Source organism: Wenxinia saemankumensis (assembly GCF_900141735.1).
GTDB classification, from domain to species: Bacteria; Pseudomonadota; Alphaproteobacteria; order Rhodobacterales; family Rhodobacteraceae; genus Wenxinia; species Wenxinia saemankumensis.
The window spans coordinates 108,699-123,804 of the sequence record NZ_FQYO01000002.1 but is presented as its reverse complement, the minus strand read 5'-3'; the positions used below and the strand labels follow the sequence as shown (position 1 = coordinate 123,804).

Annotated in this window: 17 protein-coding genes; 8 read left to right on the top strand and 9 right to left on the bottom strand. The window is 72.0% G+C overall.

What is annotated here, in order from left to right; all coding sequences use genetic code 11:
• Positions 1-675, bottom strand: coding sequence for a Holliday junction branch migration protein RuvA (gene ruvA, locus BUE30_RS04375; RefSeq protein ID WP_073326654.1), 675 nt, complete (start codon positions 673-675; stop codon positions 1-3).
• Positions 672-1,184 (bottom strand): crossover junction endodeoxyribonuclease RuvC, encoded by a 513-nt coding sequence (ruvC, locus tag BUE30_RS04370; protein WP_073326653.1) that lies wholly within the window; start codon positions 1,182-1,184, stop codon positions 672-674. Before ruvC ends, ruvA begins: the two co-directional genes overlap by 4 nt.
• 237 nt (positions 1,185-1,421) lie before the next feature.
• On the opposite strand from ruvC, the gene BUE30_RS04365 reads away from it, so the two are divergent.
• Entirely contained in the window at positions 1,422-1,640 is a 219-nt protein-coding gene (locus tag BUE30_RS04365) for a DUF1127 domain-containing protein (RefSeq protein WP_073327637.1), read from the top strand.
• Positions 1,641-1,801: 161 nt separating this feature from the next.
• Here the strand turns inward: BUE30_RS04365 and BUE30_RS04360 are convergent, their stop codons facing one another.
• Positions 1,802-2,143: a hypothetical protein gene (locus BUE30_RS04360; protein WP_073326652.1), complete on the bottom strand. Its 342-nt coding sequence runs from the start codon at positions 2,141-2,143 to the stop codon at positions 1,802-1,804.
• Between the two features lie 102 nt (positions 2,144-2,245).
• Positions 2,246-3,124 (bottom strand): 50S ribosomal protein L11 methyltransferase, encoded by an 879-nt coding sequence (locus BUE30_RS04355; RefSeq protein ID WP_073326651.1) that lies wholly within the window; start codon positions 3,122-3,124, stop codon positions 2,246-2,248.
• Positions 3,125-3,847: 723 nt separating this feature from the next.
• Here BUE30_RS04355 and BUE30_RS04350 point away from each other — a divergent pair.
• The 3 genes from BUE30_RS04350 to BUE30_RS04345 all read left to right on the top strand — a co-directional run bounded on the left by BUE30_RS04350 (position 3,848) and on the right by BUE30_RS04345 (position 6,750).
• Positions 3,848-4,072: a DUF3072 domain-containing protein gene (locus BUE30_RS04350; RefSeq protein WP_073326650.1), complete on the top strand. Its 225-nt coding sequence runs from the start codon at positions 3,848-3,850 to the stop codon at positions 4,070-4,072.
• A gap of 155 nt (positions 4,073-4,227) precedes the next feature.
• Positions 4,228-4,359 (top strand): hypothetical protein, encoded by a 132-nt coding sequence (locus BUE30_RS18155; protein WP_280157190.1) that lies wholly within the window; start codon positions 4,228-4,230, stop codon positions 4,357-4,359.
• 90 nt (positions 4,360-4,449) lie between these two features.
• A complete protein-coding gene (locus BUE30_RS04345; protein ID WP_073326649.1) occupies positions 4,450-6,750 on the top strand; it encodes an NADP-dependent malic enzyme in 2,301 nt (766 codons plus the stop codon).
• Here BUE30_RS04345 and BUE30_RS04340 read toward each other — a convergent pair.
• Positions 6,741-7,562 (bottom strand): glycosyltransferase family 25 protein, encoded by an 822-nt coding sequence (locus BUE30_RS04340; protein ID WP_073326648.1) that lies wholly within the window; start codon positions 7,560-7,562, stop codon positions 6,741-6,743. The two genes, BUE30_RS04345 and BUE30_RS04340, sit on opposite strands and share 10 nt — an antisense overlap.
• A 169-nt stretch (positions 7,563-7,731) precedes the next feature.
• On the opposite strand from BUE30_RS04340, the gene BUE30_RS04335 reads away from it, so the two are divergent.
• Entirely contained in the window at positions 7,732-9,648 is a 1,917-nt protein-coding gene (locus tag BUE30_RS04335) for an AMP-binding protein (protein WP_073326647.1), read from the top strand.
• Positions 9,649-9,691: 43 nt separating this feature from the next.
• Here the strand turns inward: BUE30_RS04335 and BUE30_RS04330 are convergent, their stop codons facing one another.
• Positions 9,692-10,123 (bottom strand): PACE efflux transporter, encoded by a 432-nt coding sequence (locus BUE30_RS04330; RefSeq protein ID WP_073326646.1) that lies wholly within the window; start codon positions 10,121-10,123, stop codon positions 9,692-9,694.
• Positions 10,124-10,311: 188 nt separating this feature from the next.
• Here BUE30_RS04330 and BUE30_RS04325 point away from each other — a divergent pair, with 188 nt between their 5' ends.
• Positions 10,312-10,884, top strand: coding sequence for a nitroreductase family protein (locus BUE30_RS04325; RefSeq protein ID WP_073326645.1), 573 nt, complete (start codon positions 10,312-10,314; stop codon positions 10,882-10,884).
• A complete protein-coding gene (locus BUE30_RS04320) occupies positions 10,881-11,570 on the top strand; it encodes an EI24 domain-containing protein (RefSeq protein ID WP_073327634.1) in 690 nt (229 codons plus the stop codon). Before BUE30_RS04325 ends, BUE30_RS04320 begins: the two co-directional genes overlap by 4 nt.
• On the opposite strand, the gene BUE30_RS04315 is transcribed toward BUE30_RS04320, so the two are convergent.
• The gene (locus BUE30_RS04315; RefSeq protein ID WP_073326644.1) at positions 11,567-11,863 is read right to left on the bottom strand and encodes a DUF1467 family protein; all 297 of its coding nucleotides are present in this window, start codon (positions 11,861-11,863) and stop codon (positions 11,567-11,569) included. The genes BUE30_RS04320 and BUE30_RS04315 overlap by 4 nt on opposite strands.
• On the bottom strand, positions 11,860-12,264 hold the full coding sequence (mce, locus tag BUE30_RS04310) for a methylmalonyl-CoA epimerase (protein ID WP_073326643.1): 405 nt from the start codon (positions 12,262-12,264) through the stop codon (positions 11,860-11,862). Before mce ends, BUE30_RS04315 begins: the two co-directional genes overlap by 4 nt.
• A gap of 138 nt (positions 12,265-12,402) precedes the next feature.
• On the opposite strand from mce, the gene BUE30_RS04305 reads away from it, so the two are divergent.
• Positions 12,403-13,077 (top strand): response regulator, encoded by a 675-nt coding sequence (locus tag BUE30_RS04305; RefSeq protein WP_073326642.1) that lies wholly within the window; start codon positions 12,403-12,405, stop codon positions 13,075-13,077.
• Between the two features lie 195 nt (positions 13,078-13,272).
• Here BUE30_RS04305 and aspS read toward each other — a convergent pair whose 3' ends face one another.
• Complete coding sequence (aspS, locus tag BUE30_RS04300; RefSeq protein WP_073326641.1) at positions 13,273-15,051, bottom strand: aspartate--tRNA ligase; 1,779 nt, start codon at positions 15,049-15,051, stop codon at positions 13,273-13,275.
• Positions 15,052-15,106: the final 55 nt, after the last annotated feature.

The following is a 15,106-nucleotide window of genomic DNA, read 5'->3' as shown; positions in this document are numbered from 1 at the left end:
CTACCCTTTCGGCGCCAGCAGCTTGAGCGCGGCGCGGATCAGGGCGGGCGTGTCCGCCTCCGGCGACTCTCCGGCCGCCTGCGCCACCGCGCCGGCCGCCTCTCCCGGGGCGTAGCCGAGATTGCCCAGCGCCGACAGCGCCTCGGCCTGCGCCGCGCCGCTGCCCCCGGCGCCGCGGGCCGGGACAGGCGCCGCGGGGCGGCGGGCGGGCGCGCCCTCCTCCTCGACCGGCGGCCCGGCCGATGCGGGGGCGCGGGCGCCCATCGCCATGACGGCCGGCGCCTTGTCCTTCAGCTCGTTCACGACGCGCTGCGCCGTCTTCGGCCCGACCCCCTTCGCCTTGGCGATGGCGGACCAGTCGCCGATCGCGATCGCGCGCCCCACGCCCTCGGGACCCAGCGCCCCCAGGATGGCGAGCGAGGCCTTGGCCCCGATCCCCTGCACGCCCAGCAGCAGCCGGTGCCATTCCTTCTCGACCAGGGTGACGAAGCCGAAGAGCTGCAGCAGGTCCTCGCGCACCATCAGCTCGGTCCAGAGGCTCACCGCCTCGCCCTCGCCCGGAAGGGACGCGAGGGTCCGCTCCGAGACGAAGACGACGTAGGACACGCCGCGCACGTCGATGCCGACATGGTCGGCGGCGCGCCAGTCCAGCCGGCCGGAGAGCCGCCCGATCATCGCCCGCCCGCCCGGGCCAGCGCGTCGGTCAGGCGGTTGGCCGATTGCAGGTGATGGGCGTGGCACAGCGCGATGGCCAGCGCGTCGGCCGCGTCCGGCCCGGCAAGCTGCACGCCCGGCATCTGCAGTTTCACCATGTGCTGGATCTGCCGCTTGTCGGCATGGCCGACCCCGACCACCGCCTTCTTGACCGCGTTCGGCAGGTATTCCCCGATCGGCAGGCCCGCCTCGGCCGGGACCAGCATCGCGATCCCCCGCGCCTGCCCGAGCTTGAGCGTGCCGACCGCGTCCTTGTTGACGAAGGTCTGCTCGACCGCGGCGGCATCGGGCGCGTGGGCCGCGACGACCTGCGTCAGCTGGCGGTAGAGCGAGAGCAGCCGCTCGGCCAGCGGCGCGCTTCCCTCCGAGGTGCAGGTTCCGTTGGCGACATGGACGATCCGCGACCCCTCCACGTCGATCACCCCCCAGCCGAGGCATCGAAGCCCCGGGTCGATCCCGATGACGCGCATCGCCTGCCCTTTCCTCGCCGGCGGCGTCGCGGCCGCTCTTGGGGCAAGGCTAGCACAAAGCGCGAACAGGGGCCAAGCCCGCAGCTCCGGCCCCCGGGTTCCGTCCCGCGGAGGGAGTTATGCCCGCCCGGCATGACACCCATGCCCAGAACATTCTTCTCGTCCTCGATCCGCCCGGTTAAGCGGCGCCCATGACCCATTGACGCCCGATTTGCGGGCAGACCACGGATGACCGCCATGTCCCATATCGATACCGCCCGCTCCCTCGATTCCGCCATCTTCTACGGGCGTCTCGTGCGCCGCGCCTACGACGTGCTCGAGACCGTCACTGCCTGGACCGAGGCGCGCCGCACCAGCCGCGCGCTGCACGGCCTGACCGATTCGCAGCTCGACGATCTCGGCCTCAGCCGCGGCGACATCGAGGCCGTGGTCCGCCGGGGCGGCCGCCGCTTCTGATCCCGGGTTAGCCCGATCCCGCCCCGCCGCCGCGTCGACGCGCGGCATCCGGGCGCATCGACCCGCCAGAACGACGATCGGCCGCCCCGGGATCCCGGGGCGGCCGATCGCGTCTGGGCGGGTGAGAGAGCGCCGGAGTGAAACGATGAGAGAGAGCTAGGTCAGAGCAGCGGGGCGACCAGATCGGCCACGAGACGGGTCGCCGGGTCGGGCAGCATCACGAAGGCACCGGCCCGCTCGACCGGCGATCCGGACGCCAGCGTGGCGAGACGCTCGTCGTATTGCGCGGGACCGAGCACCGCCAGCAGCACGGCCTTGAAGGCCAGCGCGGTGAGCAGGACGATGGCGAAGCCGCGGGCGGGCAATGCCGGTCCCTTGCGGCGCGGCTGCATGGTCAGCAGGCCGTTCTTGTCGAGCCGGCCGACATAGCCGTTGCGACGGATGCGGTCGTGCTTGCGGCCGATACGCTTCAGCCGGGCATCGAACGTGATGGACGGGCTCATGGCAGCTCCGTATCGCGAGGCCCCCACCTCACATCGGCCGTTTTCCGCGGAGATTATGGCAGAACTTGGGCATGCCGCCGTTCCGGCGCAGAAATCGCGCAATCAGACCGCAATTCGACGCAGAACCAGGGTCGTCCACTCACCAATCTCCTCGCTCGAGAGGTGATCGAACCCGTTCCGGAGATAGTGCGCCACGATCTCGCCCGCCTGCTCGTTGAGCAGGCCGGAGAGAATCACGTGGCCGCCCGGAGCGGTGTTCGCCCCCATCGCGGGGGCGAGGTCGATCAGCGGACCCTTGAGGATGTTGGCGAGCACGAGATCGTAGGGGCCTTCCGCGCCGAGGCGCGGCCCGTCGAAGCCAGCCGCTTCCTCGCAATGGACCCGGCCCTCCAGACCGTTGGCGGCGACGTTGGTGCGCCCCACCTCGACGGCGACCTCGTCGATATCCCCGGCGAGCACCGCCCGTTCGGGCGCGAAGGCCCGCGCGGCGGCCATGGCCAGAACCGCGGTCCCGGCGCCGACATCCGCGATCCGCCCGGGCGCCGCCCCGCCCTCCGCCAGGCGGTCGAGCGCGCGCAGGCAGCCCAGCGTCGTGCCGTGATGGCCGGTGCCGAAGGCCATCGACGCCTCGATCAGCAGGGCGATCCGCCCCTCCGGCACCTTCTGCGCGTCATGCGCGCCGTAGACGAAGAACCGCCCCGCCTCGACCGGGGCCAGCTCGCGCCGGACATGGGCGACCCAGTCGGTCTCCGGCACTTCGGAGACGACGAAGGGCTTTGCCCCGTGGGACGCGGCCAGCAGGTCGAGCGCGAGCGCGTCGGGCCGCTCCTCGTCGTGGACGCCGACCTCGAACAGGCCGGAGCCGTCCTCGATCTCGAAATAGCCGACGCCGAACGGGGCGAGCCGCTCCTCGATCGCCGCGACGAGCGCCTCTGCCGCGGCGAGGCCGGTCAGGGTGGTGGTGGCGGTCCAGCTGGTCATGGGATCCTCGCGGCTGACAGGCCCGTCCCATGAGCCGGCGGGGCGCGGGCGTCAACCGGCGGCCGCGGTATTTGAAGACCCTGCGAAGGAGGGAGCGCGGCGCTCCACCCCGGCCGGCCGAGTGTTCTGTCGCGGGCGGCGCCGCCCGGAAGCGCTGCACGACCGGCCGGGGCTTCGCAGGGTGCGGTCATCGGCTCCGCAGCCTGTACCGCGAGGCCCGTTCTCGCGCATTAACCTTAACGGCGGGTTAATCGCCCCGCCGCGAGGCCGCCGGCCGGGCGGGGGCGCCGCGCTTTCCCCTTCGCAGGGTTCCGAAATACCGCGGCGACCGGCCCGCCCCACGGGATGCCGGACCGGCGGGGGCGTCTCGGCCGGCGGGCAGCGTATCGCCGGCACCGCCTCGGACGCGGCGGGGCAGGCGCCCGTCCGATTGCGGGGCCATGCCCCGGGCGCCCGGGCCCAGCCGGGACCCGCCGGTCGGGACCGGAACGGATCGGCAGCGCCCGACCATCGGCGGTGGGAACCAGGTCCGGCCGCAACCCGGGCGCCCCGCCGACGGAGGCCGGGTCCTCGCGCATCGTGATGGCTGCGACCGGATCCCGGGTCGGATGCCGGGCAGGTCCGCGAGGCGCGAAGGATGGCGCGATCACGGGCCCGGCAGGGGCGGGAACCGGGACGGCGCGCGGAACATTCTGCGAACGAGCCTTTCGCAGGAGAGCAATCATGGCCGACAAGATCACCGAACATCCCAAGACCGACGCCCCAGGCAATGCCGACAAGCCGGTCGAGGACTGGACGACCGGCGACGAGCCGATGACCGGGGCGCAGGCCTCCTATCTCAAGACGCTCTGCCAGGAGGCGGGAGAGGCGTTCGATCCGGACCTGACCAAGGCCGAGGCATCGACCCGGATCGACGCGCTGCAGGGCAAGACCGGCCGGGGGACCTGAACGGGGACCGAAGGGAGGGGCCCGGGGGGAGAGGGCCGGCGGGGCCGTCTCGCCTGCCGGCCCCGCCGCATCGCCCGGGCCCGTTCCCCCGTTCGGGGTATGACGGGCCCGGCGATACGCGCGAGACTGGGCGCATCGCCACCATGGAGACGCCCATGCGCCCGATCCTGACCATCGCGCTCCTGCTCATCGCGACGAGCGCCCTCGCCGGCTTCTTCGGCACGCCGACGGGCGGCTGGGGCGTGGACGCCCCGCCGCCCCGCCTCCACGGACCGTCCCTCCCCTGAGCCGGCCGGCGGCCACGGGGTCCGGCCGCCGGCCTTGCTCTCGCCGCCCCCGCCACGCGATAAGCCTCCGACCGAAACGGGGAGGACGGCATGGCCGAGAGCGAGAAGCCGGGCGCGGAGACCGGGCGCGAGGCGGCGCGGCAGGCGGCGCTCGACTATCACCGGCTGCCCAGGCCCGGGAAGCTGGAGGTCGTTCCGACCAAGCCGCTGGCCAATGGCCGCGACCTGTCGCGGGCCTATTCGCCCGGCGTGGCCGAGGCCTGTCTCGAGATCAGGGCCGACCCCGACACGGCCCGCGACTACACGGCGCGCGGCAATCTGGTGGCCGTCGTCAGCAACGGCACGGCGGTGCTGGGCCTCGGCAATATCGGCGCGCTCGCCTCCAAGCCGGTGATGGAGGGCAAGGCGGTCCTCTTCAAGAAGTTCGCCGGCATCGACTGCTTCGATATCGAGCTGGACGAGGCGGACCCCGAGCGGCTGGCTGACATCGTCTGCGCGCTGGAGCCGACCTTCGGGGCGATCAACCTCGAGGACATCAAGGCGCCCGACTGTTTCGTGGTCGAGAGGCTCTGCCGCGAGCGGATGAACATCCCCGTCTTCCACGACGACCAGCACGGGACCGCCATCGTCGTCGGCGCCGCCGCGACCAATGCGCTGAGGGTCGCGGGCAAGGACTGGGCCGACATCAAGGTCGTCTCCACCGGCGGGGGCGCGGCGGGGATCGCCTGCCTCGACATGCTGCTGAAGCTGGGGGTCCGGCGCGAGAACGTCTGGCTCTGCGACCTCGCCGGCCTCGTCCACGAGGGGCGGGAGGAGCAGATGACGCCGCAGAAGGCGGCCTATGCCCAGCCGGGCGGGCCGCGGACGCTTGGCGACGTGATCGACGGGGCGGATCTCTTCCTCGGCCTGTCCGGACCCGGCGTGCTGAATGCGGACATGGTGGGCCGGATGGCGCCGCGGCCGATCATCTTCGCCCTCGCCAATCCCAATCCCGAGATCATGCCCGACGACGCCCGGGCCGCCGCGCCGGGCGCGATCATCGCGACGGGGCGCAGCGACTACCCCAACCAGGTCAACAACGTCCTGTGCTTCCCCTTCATCTTCCGCGGCGCGCTGGACGTGGGCGCGACGACGATCAACGACGAGATGAAGATCGCCTGCGTCGAGGGGATCGCCGCCCTCGCCCGCGCGACGACCAGCGCCGAGGCGGCGGCGGCCTATGCGGGCGAGCAGCTGACCTTCGGGGCCGACTACCTCATCCCCAAGCCCTTCGACCCCCGCCTGATGGGCGTGGTGGCGAGCGCGGTGGCCCGCGCGGCGGTCGAGACGGGCGTCGCCCGGCGCCCGATCGAGGACGTCGCGGCCTACAAGCAGCGGCTCGACAGCTCGGTCTTCCGCTCGGCCTTCATCATGCGGCCGGTCTTCGAGGCGGCGCGCGGCGCGAACCGGCGCATCGCCTTCGCCGAGGGCGAGGACGAGCGGGTGCTGCGCGCCGCGCAGGCGATCATGGAGGAGACGACCGACACCCCGATCCTGATCGGCCGCCCCGAGGTGATCGAGCGGCGCTGCGAGCGTGCCGGCCTCGACATCCGGCCGGTGCGGGATTTCGAGGTGGTGAACCCCGAGGACGATCCGCGCTACCGCGACTACTGGGGGACCTACCACCAGATCATGGCGCGCAAGGGCGTCAGCCCCGACATCGCCCGCGCCGTGATGCGGACCAACACGACCGCCATCGCCGCGGTCATGGTCCACCGGGACGAGGCCGATTCGATGATCTGCGGCGCCTTCGGCCAGTATCTGTGGCACCTGCGCTACGTCACGGACATCCTCGGTCATGGCAGCCTGCACCCGGTCGGGGCGCTGTCGCTGATCATCCAGGAGGCGGGACCGATCTTCGTCGCCGACACCCAGGTCCACCCCGAGCCGACGCCCGAGCAGATCGCCGAGGCGACGATCGGGGCCGCGCGGCACGTCCGCCGCTTCGGGCTGGAGCCGAACATCGCGCTCTGCTCGCATTCGCAGTTCGGCAATCTCGACATCGCGACCGGCCGGCGGATGCGGGGCGCGCTCGAGATCCTCGACAGCGTGCCGCGCGACTTCACCTACGAGGGCGAGATGCATGTGGACGCCGCCTTCGACGCCGAACTGCGCGAGCGGATCTTTCCCGGCAGCCGCCTCGCGGGGGCGGCGAACACGCTGATCTTCGCCAATACCGACGCCGCCTCGGGCGTGCGCAACATCCTCAAGGCGCGGGGCGGCGGGCTGGAGGTCGGGCCGATCCTGATGGGGATGGGCAACAAGGCGCATATCGTGACGCCCTCGATCACCGCGCGCGGCCTGCTGAACATGAGCGCGCTCGCCGGCACGCCCGTCACCCATTACGGCTGATCGGGGCCGATGGGCGCTTGCGCCCGAGGATCGGCCGCGTAGGGCGCCTTCACCACCCGCGCGCCGGAGGCGAGGGCCCGCAGGAGGCCGCCGGCCTGCGCCCCCTCGTAGAGGCCGCGGCGCAGGCGCTGCAGGCGGTCCCGCGCGCCATAGCGGCGCCCCTTGATGTCGGATGCGAGGGCCCGGTCCTGCACCGCGAGCGGCGGCACCATCAGGGCCTGCCGCAGCCCCGCCCCGCCGCGGCGCGGGCGGGGATAGAACAGGAAGTGATCGACCCCGGTATTGCAGGCCGACACGCGGGCCAGCGCCTGCCGCGCCCCGGCGGCCGAGATCGCGTAGGCGGCCGAGTCGGTGGCGAGCTGGTGGCAGCGCCGGATCGCCCGCCCGCCCGGGCGGGCCAGCTCGGCCCCGACCACGATCCCGAGCGGGACCGTCCCCCCGGCCTCGAGCTTCACGATGTCGACCGCCTGCGGCGGATCGCGCAGCAGCGCGGCGAGCACCGCCCCGCTGTCGGGGGCGAGGATCACGTCGTCCTCAAGCACGATCGTCCAGTCCGCCCCGCTCTCGGCCGCCGCGCGCCAGGCCCGCGCATGCGACAGCGTGCAGGCCCGCGCGCCATCCCCCAGCCGCCCGGTCGGCCCGTCCGGGGGCAGCGCGGCGAGGGCCGGCGCGGCGGCGGGATCGGTCGCGTCGAGCGCGTCGATCCAGTCGAGGGCGAGCCCCGCCCCCGCCGCGACGCGCAGCATCCGGGTCCGGCGGTCGTCCCGGCGGGCGAGGTTGATGCAGAGGGCTCTCGGCGTCGGGTCTGGCATGGTCGGTCCGGGTCGTTTTCCCCCTTCAAGACGACCCGACCGCGGCGGTCAACGGCATCGGCCGCGGGGGGTGCGCCGCGATCGGTCGCACCCCCGTTCTCTCGACCGGACTTGCCGCCACGTCCGCTCTCCTTCTAGCTGGCAGGTGGAGGAGAGAGGGAGGTTCGCGATGTCATATGCCGCCTATCACGCCGGGTCGCTGAGCGATCCCGAGGGATTCTGGATGGAGGCGGCGCGGCGGATCGCGTGGGAGCGCTTTCCCTCGAAGGCGCTCTTCGACCAGCGGGCGCCGCTCTACGAATGGTTCTCGGACGGACTGGTGAACACCTGCTGGAACGCGGTCGACCGCCATGTCGCGGCCGGGCGCGGCGATCAGGACGCGCTGATCCACGACAGCCCCGTGACCGGCACCCTGTCCCGCCTGACCTATGCCGAACTGCAGCAGCAGGTGGCCCGCCTCGCCGGGGCGCTGGCGGCGCGCGGCGTGACCAAGGGCGACCGCGTCGTCGTCTACATGCCGATGGTGCCCGAGGCCGTCGTCGCGATGCTCGCCTGCGCACGGATCGGGGCGATCCACTCTGTGGTCTTCGGCGGCTTCGCCGCGCACGAGCTGGCGGTCCGCATCGACGACGCGCGGCCGAAGGCGGTCATCGCCGGCTCCTGCGGGATCGAGCCGACACGCGTCGTCGCCTACAAGCCGCTGCTGGACGCCGCGCTGGACGAGGCGGCGCACGCGCCGGACTTCTGCGTGATCCTTCAGCGCCCGCAGCAGCTCGCGGCGCTGCAGCCGGGCCGCGACCACGACTGGCACGCCTTCCAGAAGGGGGCGGAGCCGGCGGACTGCGTTCCGGTCGAAGGCAGCCACCCGGCCTACATCCTCTACACCTCGGGGACGACGGGCAAGCCCAAGGGCGTGGTGCGCCCCACGGGCGGTCATCTCGTCGCGCTGAACCTGAGCATGAAGCTGGTCTACGGCGTCGACCCGGGCGAGGTCTTCTGGGCCGCCTCGGATGTGGGCTGGGTCGTGGGCCACAGCTACATCTGCTACGCGCCGCTGATCCACGGCAACACCAGCGTCGTCTTCGAGGGCAAGCCCGTCGGCACCCCCGATGCCGGCACCTTCTGGCGGGTGATCCAGGATCACGGGGTCCGCAGCTTCTTCACCGCGCCGACCGCCTTCCGCGCGGTGAAGCGCGAGGATCCGGAGGGAAAGCTGCTCGCCGGATACGACCTGTCCCGGCTTCGCGCGATCTATCTTGCGGGCGAACGGGCCGATCCCGACACGATCGAATGGCTCCAGCGCGTCACCGGCAAGCCGGTCTACGACCATTGGTGGCAGACCGAGAGCGGTTGGCCGATGGTCGCCAATCCCGCGGGGATGGAGGCGCTGCCGGTCCGGATCGGCTCTCCCTCCGTGCCGATGCCCGGCTACGACGTGCAGATCCTGGGCGAGGACGGCGCGCCCCTGCCGCCCGGCCAGCTCGGCGCGATCGCGATCCGCCTGCCGCTGCCGCCCGGCACGCTGCCGACGCTGTGGAACGCCGAGGAGCGGTTCGCTTCGTCCTACCTGTCGCGATTTCCCGGCTGGTACGAGAGCGGGGATGCCGGGATGAAGGACGAGGACGGCTACCTCTGGATCATGGCGCGCACGGACGACGTCATCAACGTCGCCGGCCACCGGCTGTCGACGGGGCTGATGGAGGAGGTGCTGGCCGGGCATCCCGACGTGGCCGAATGTGCCGTGATCGGGGTCGCGGACGAGCTGAAGGGCCAGCTGCCGATGGGGTTCCTCTGTCTCAACCGGGGCTGCACGCGCCCCGCGCCCGAGATCGTCTCGGAGGTGATCGCCCGGGTCCGCGACCGGATCGGCCCCGTCGCGGCCTTCCGGCTCGCCGCGGTGGTCGAGCGGCTGCCCAAGACCCGATCGGGCAAGATCCTGCGGCGCACGATGATCGAGGTGGCCGAGGGGGGCGAGGTGAGGATCCCCGCCACGATCGACGATCCCGCCATCCTCGACGAGATCCGCGCGGCGATCCGACCCCTCGGCTACGGCATCGTGCGGGCCAGGCCGGAAGGGTCCGTCTGACGCCGGCTTCCCCCGGGCCCGCCGCAGGACGGTGCCGGGGGCCTCAGCCCGCCCGCGCGGGGACGTCCGGCACCGGGAAGACCCGGTCGTAGACCCAGTTGTAGACGAAGGCGTAGACCACGTAGAACAGCGCCAGCGCGACATCCATCGCCAGCGCCTGCCAGAGCGTCACGCCCAGGTACCAGGCGATGAACGGCAGGAGCAGCACCAGCAGGCCGCCCTCGAACAGCACCGCGTGCAGCACGCGCAGCGGCAGCGTCTTGGCCGTGCGGCCGCGCAGGCGCAGCGTCGCCCGGTCGAAGAGCCAGTTGTAGACCATGTTCCACAAGGCCGCGACGGCGGCGCTGACGACGACGATCACGCCCATCGAATGGACGGGCTGATGGAACAGCAGCGACGAGGCCGGGACGACGAGGACGAGGGCGATCGCCTCGAAGAGGAGCGCGTGGCGCAGTCGGTCGGTGAAGGAACGCATGGGGCATGCCTCGCTTGCGTCTTGGCCGGGTCGTCCCGGCGGGATGCGGTCGCGAGAGGTCGTCCCCTCTGCCCGGCCAGATGGGACCGCCCCGCGCCGGGGTCAAGCCGGCCCGCCCTGCGCAGGCGCACATTGGCAGCGGCGTCCCGCTCTCCTATGACGGGGCCGACCAGAGCGAAGGACGCCCCATGCCCCGCAACGATGCCGCCCTCGACTTCCTGCTGACCCGGCGCTCGCGCCCGTCCAAGATCCTCTCGGCCCCGGTTCCGGACCGGGCGGCGCTCGAGACTATCCTGACCGCCGGCCTGCGCGTGCCCGACCACAAGAAGCTGGAGCCGTGGCGGCTGGTCGTCCTCGGCCCCGAGGCGCGGGCCCGGCTCGCCTCCGGCGCGGGCGAGCGGGGCGCGGCGCTGGGGATCGAGCAGGGCAAAGTCGAGAAGGTGCAGAGCCAATACGCCGATTCGCCCCTCGCCGTGGCCGTGATCGCCGCCCCGGTCGAGTCGCCCGACGTGCCGCTGGACGAGCAGCTCTATTCGGCGGGCGCGGTCTGCCTGAGCCTCGTCAACGCCGCGCTCGCCGCGGGCTGGGGCGCTCAATGGCTGACCGGCTGGGCGGTCCACGACGCGGATTTCGCGGCGGAGCATCTGGGCTGCGGCCCCGGCGAGCGCGTCGCGGGCGTGATCCATATCGGCACGGAATCCTCCGCCCCGCCGGACCGGCCGCGCCCCGACCTGTCCGACAAGGTGACGTGGCTGGCGTGATCCTTGTCGATTTCGCGCGGGCGCTGGCCCAGATCGGGGATCCGCGCTTCCGCCGGGTCCTGTGGATCGGGATCGGCCTGTCGGTTGCGCTGCTCGTCGGGGCCTATGCGGGCCTGCTCTGGCTGATCGACTGGCTCGACCCCGAGGGGGTGGAGCTGCCGGGCGTCGGGCAGGTCACCTGGCTGGGCGACCTGCTCTCCTGGGGATCGCTCTTCCTGATGCTGGTCCTGTCGATGTTCCTGATGGTGCCCGTCGCCTCGGCCATCACCTCGCTGTTCCTCGACGACGTGGCGCAGGCGGTGGAGGACGTGCATTACCCGCATCTGCCGGTCCCGCCGCGCGTGGGCTTCGTACAGGGGCTGCAGGACACGCTCAGCTTCCTCGGCCTGCTGATCGTGGCGAACATCGTGGCGCTGGCGCTGTACCTGTTCTTCCCCATCGCCGCCTTGCCGATCTTCTACGGGCTGAACGGGTTCCTGCTGGGGCGGGAATACTTCCAGGTCGCCGCGATGCGCCGCGAGGGACGGGACGGCGCCGCGGCCCTGCGGCGGCGGCATATGGGACGGATCTGGGCGGCCGGCATCCTGATGTGCGTGCCGCTGTCGATCCCGCTGGTCAACCTGCTGGTGCCGGTGCTGGGCGCGGCGACCTTCACCCATCTCTACCACCGGGTGGCGGGCCGCTAGCCCGCCGGAGCGAGCTCCGCCCGGGGCGGGTCCATGATGCCGAACCAGTCGATGTCGCGCACCCCGATCCAGCCCGACAGGATGATCCCGGCCAGCACGACCCAGATCCCCGTGGCCCAGAGCGTCGTCACCTTCGCCTTGCGGCCGATATTCGCGTTCTCGGGCGCCGAGGCGTGGGTGCCGGGGACGATCTCGCCCCGGTCGCCCTGCGTCTCGAGCCGCAGGGGCAGCACGACGAGGAAGGTCATCCACCAGCACACGGCGTAGAGGACGGCGGCGGCGGTGATGGTCATGCCTGCTCCAGTTCGATGAGGGTGCCGTCGAAATCCCCGGGGTGGAGGAACAGCACCGGCTTGCCATGGGCCCCGATCCGGGGGGTTCCGTCGCCGAGGATCCGCGCCCCCTCCCCCGCGAGACGGTCGCGCGCGGCATGGATGTCGTCCACCTCGTAGCAGACATGGTGGATCCCGCCGTTGGGGTTCCTCTGCAGGAAACCGGCGATCGGGGAGCCCGCGCCCAGGGGGTGCAGCAGCTCGACCCTGGTGTTCGGCAGATCGACGAAGATCACGGTGACGCCGTGCTCCGGCAGGTCCTGCGGCACGCCGACCCGGGCCCCGAGCGGCCCGGCATAGCGGGCAGCGGCGGCGGCGAGGTCGGGCACGGCGATGGCGATATGGTTGAGGCGGCCGATCATGCGTCCCTCCGGTCCGGGCGGGCCGCTTATCCCGCCTGACGCGCCGACGATCAATCGGGTGCGACGTTAAGGCCCCGTTCAGCGGACCCGGCGCAGGATCGGCCCAGGGGGGGGAAGGCACCACGCAGGAGGCACGCGATGAACGGGATCGATCACATGGGCGGGGGGCGGCCGGCCGCACCGGACAGGCCGCTCGCCGGGCTCACCCTGCTGCTCGTCGAGGACAGTCGACACGCCGCGGACGGCATCCGCCTCTTCTGCCAGCGGGCCGGGGCGCGGATCCGGCGGGCCGATTCCCTGGCCGCGGCGCGGCGGCATCTCTGCGTCTACCGGCCGGGCGCCGTCGTCGTTGACATGGGCTTGCCCGACGGGACGGGGGCCGAATTGATCGCCGAACTTCACGCTGCGCGACCCCGGATCGGCATCCTCCTCGGCCTGTCGGCCGATCCCGGCGCCCGGGCGGCTGCTCTGCAGGCAGGGGCGGACGGGTTCCTGACGAAGCCGGGCCCGACCTTCGCGGGCTTCGTCGCGCTGCTGGGGGCCGGCGCGACCTCCGACGGGCCGGCCCTGGCTGTCGGGGCCGAGGGACCGTCTCTGCGCGACGACCTCGCCCGCGCGGAAATGCTGCTGGTGGAGGAGGATGGCAACGTCGCCTATGCCGCGCAGTTCCTGGGATCGCTCGCACGGGCGTCGGGGGACGGCCCGCTGGCGCGCGGGGCCGACAGGCTTTCGGGCGCCGCCGGCTCCGACAGCTCCCGCCGGGATCTGGCGCGCCTGGTGGCCCGGCGCCTCGACGACCGCGTCGAGCTCTGACCGCGGGGCCGCGCGTCAGGCGCGCCGCATGAACCGGCGGATCAGCTTGAAGATCGCGAAATACTTGATGAGTCGGCGCATGACATGTCCTTTCCCGGTCGGCTCACCGGGCCAACGCCGCGAGGCCGCGCCCCGGTTCCCCCGGGCCCCGTCCCCGCGATCACGGCCGGCTGGCGGACAGGCCGCCGTCCCGGCTCAGCTCTCTGCCGGCAGGACGCGCAGGCTGAGCTCGCGCAGCTGGGCATTGGTCGGCTCGGACGGGGCACCCATCATCAGGTCCTCGGCCCGCTGGTTCATCGGGAAGAGGATGACCTCGCGGATGTTCTCCTCGTCGGCCAGCAACATGACGATCCGGTCGATCCCGGCGGCGCAGCCGCCATGCGGCGGGGCGCCGTACTGGAACGCGGTGAAGAGGCCGCCGAAGCGCTTCTTCACCTCCTCCTCGCCGTAGCCCGCGATCTCGAACGCCTTGAGCATCACCTCGGGCTTGTGGTTGCGGATCGCGCCCGAGACCAGCTCGTAGCCGTTGCAGGCCAGGTCGTACTGGAAGCCCTTCACCGCCAGCGGGTCGCCCTGCAGCGCCTCCATCCCGCCCTGCGGCATCGAGAAGGGGTTGTGCTCGAAGTCGATCTCGCCGGTCTCGGGATCCTTCTCGTAGATCGGGAAGTCGACGATCCAGGCGAAGGCGAAGCGGTCCGTCTCGGTCAGCCCCAGCTCGTCGCCGATCACCGTGCGCGCCTTGCCCGCCACCCGCTCGAACGCGGACGGCTTGCCGCCGAGGAAGAAGGCCGCGTCGCCGACGCCGAGGCCGAGCTGCTGGCGGATCGCCTCGGTCCGCTCGGGTCCGATGTTCTTGGCCAGCGGACCGGCGGCCTCCATCGCGCCGTCGACCTCGCGCCAGAAGATGTAGCCCATCCCCGGCAGCCCTTCCTTCTGGGCGAAGGCGTTCATCCGGTCGCAGAACTTGCGGCTGCCCCCCGTGGGCGCGGGAATGGCGCGGATCTGCGTCCCCTCCTGCTCCAGCAGCCTGGCGAAGATGGCGAAGCCCGAGCCGCGGAAATGCTCGGACACGTCCTGCATCCTGATCGGGTTCCGCAGGTCCGGCTTGTCGGTGCCGTACCAGAGCGCGGCATCCGCGTAGCTGATCTGCGGCCAGTCGGCATCGACCCTCCGGCCGCCGCCGAACTCCTCGAAGACGCCCTGGATCACCGGCTGGATCGTGTCGAACACGTCCTGCTGCTCGACGAAGGACATCTCCATGTCAAGCTGGTAGAAATCGGTGGGCGAGCGGTCGGCGCGCGGATCCTCGTCGCGGAAGCAGGGCGCGATCTGGAAGTAGCGGTCGAAGCCCGACACCATCAGCAGCTGCTTGAACTGCTGCGGCGCCTGCGGCAGCGCGTAGAACTTTCCGGGGTGCAGGCGCGACGGGACGAGGAAGTCGCGCGCGCCCTCGGGGGAACTGGCGGTGATGATCGGGGTCTGGAACTCGCGGAACTCCTGGTCCCACATCCGCTGCCGGATCGACCGCACGACGTTCGAGCGCAGGGTCATGTTGCGCTGCATCGCCTCGCGCCGCAGGTCGAGATAGCGGTGCCGCAGGCGCGTCTCCTCGGGGTATTCCTGGTCGCCGAAGACCTGGAGCGGCAGCTCCTTCGCCTGGCCCAGCACCTCGATGCCGCGGACGAAGACCTCGATCTCGCCCGTGGGGATCTTGGGGTTCACCAGCTCGGGATCGCGCGCCTTCACCTCGCCGTCGATGCGGATGCACCATTCGGCGCGCACCTTCTCGACCTCGGCGAAGGCGGCGCTGTCAGGATCGCACAGCACCTGCGTCATCCCGTAGGTGTCGCGCAGGTCGATGAAGAGGATGCCGCCGTGGTCGCGCACGCGGTGGACCCAGCCCGACAGGCGGACGCTCTCGCCCACGTTCGAGGCGTCGAGCCCGGCGCAGGTATGGGTGCGGTAGCGATGCATCGGGCGTCTCCTTCGGGGGTTCCGCGAGGGGGCGGAAGGCGCCGCCGATACATCG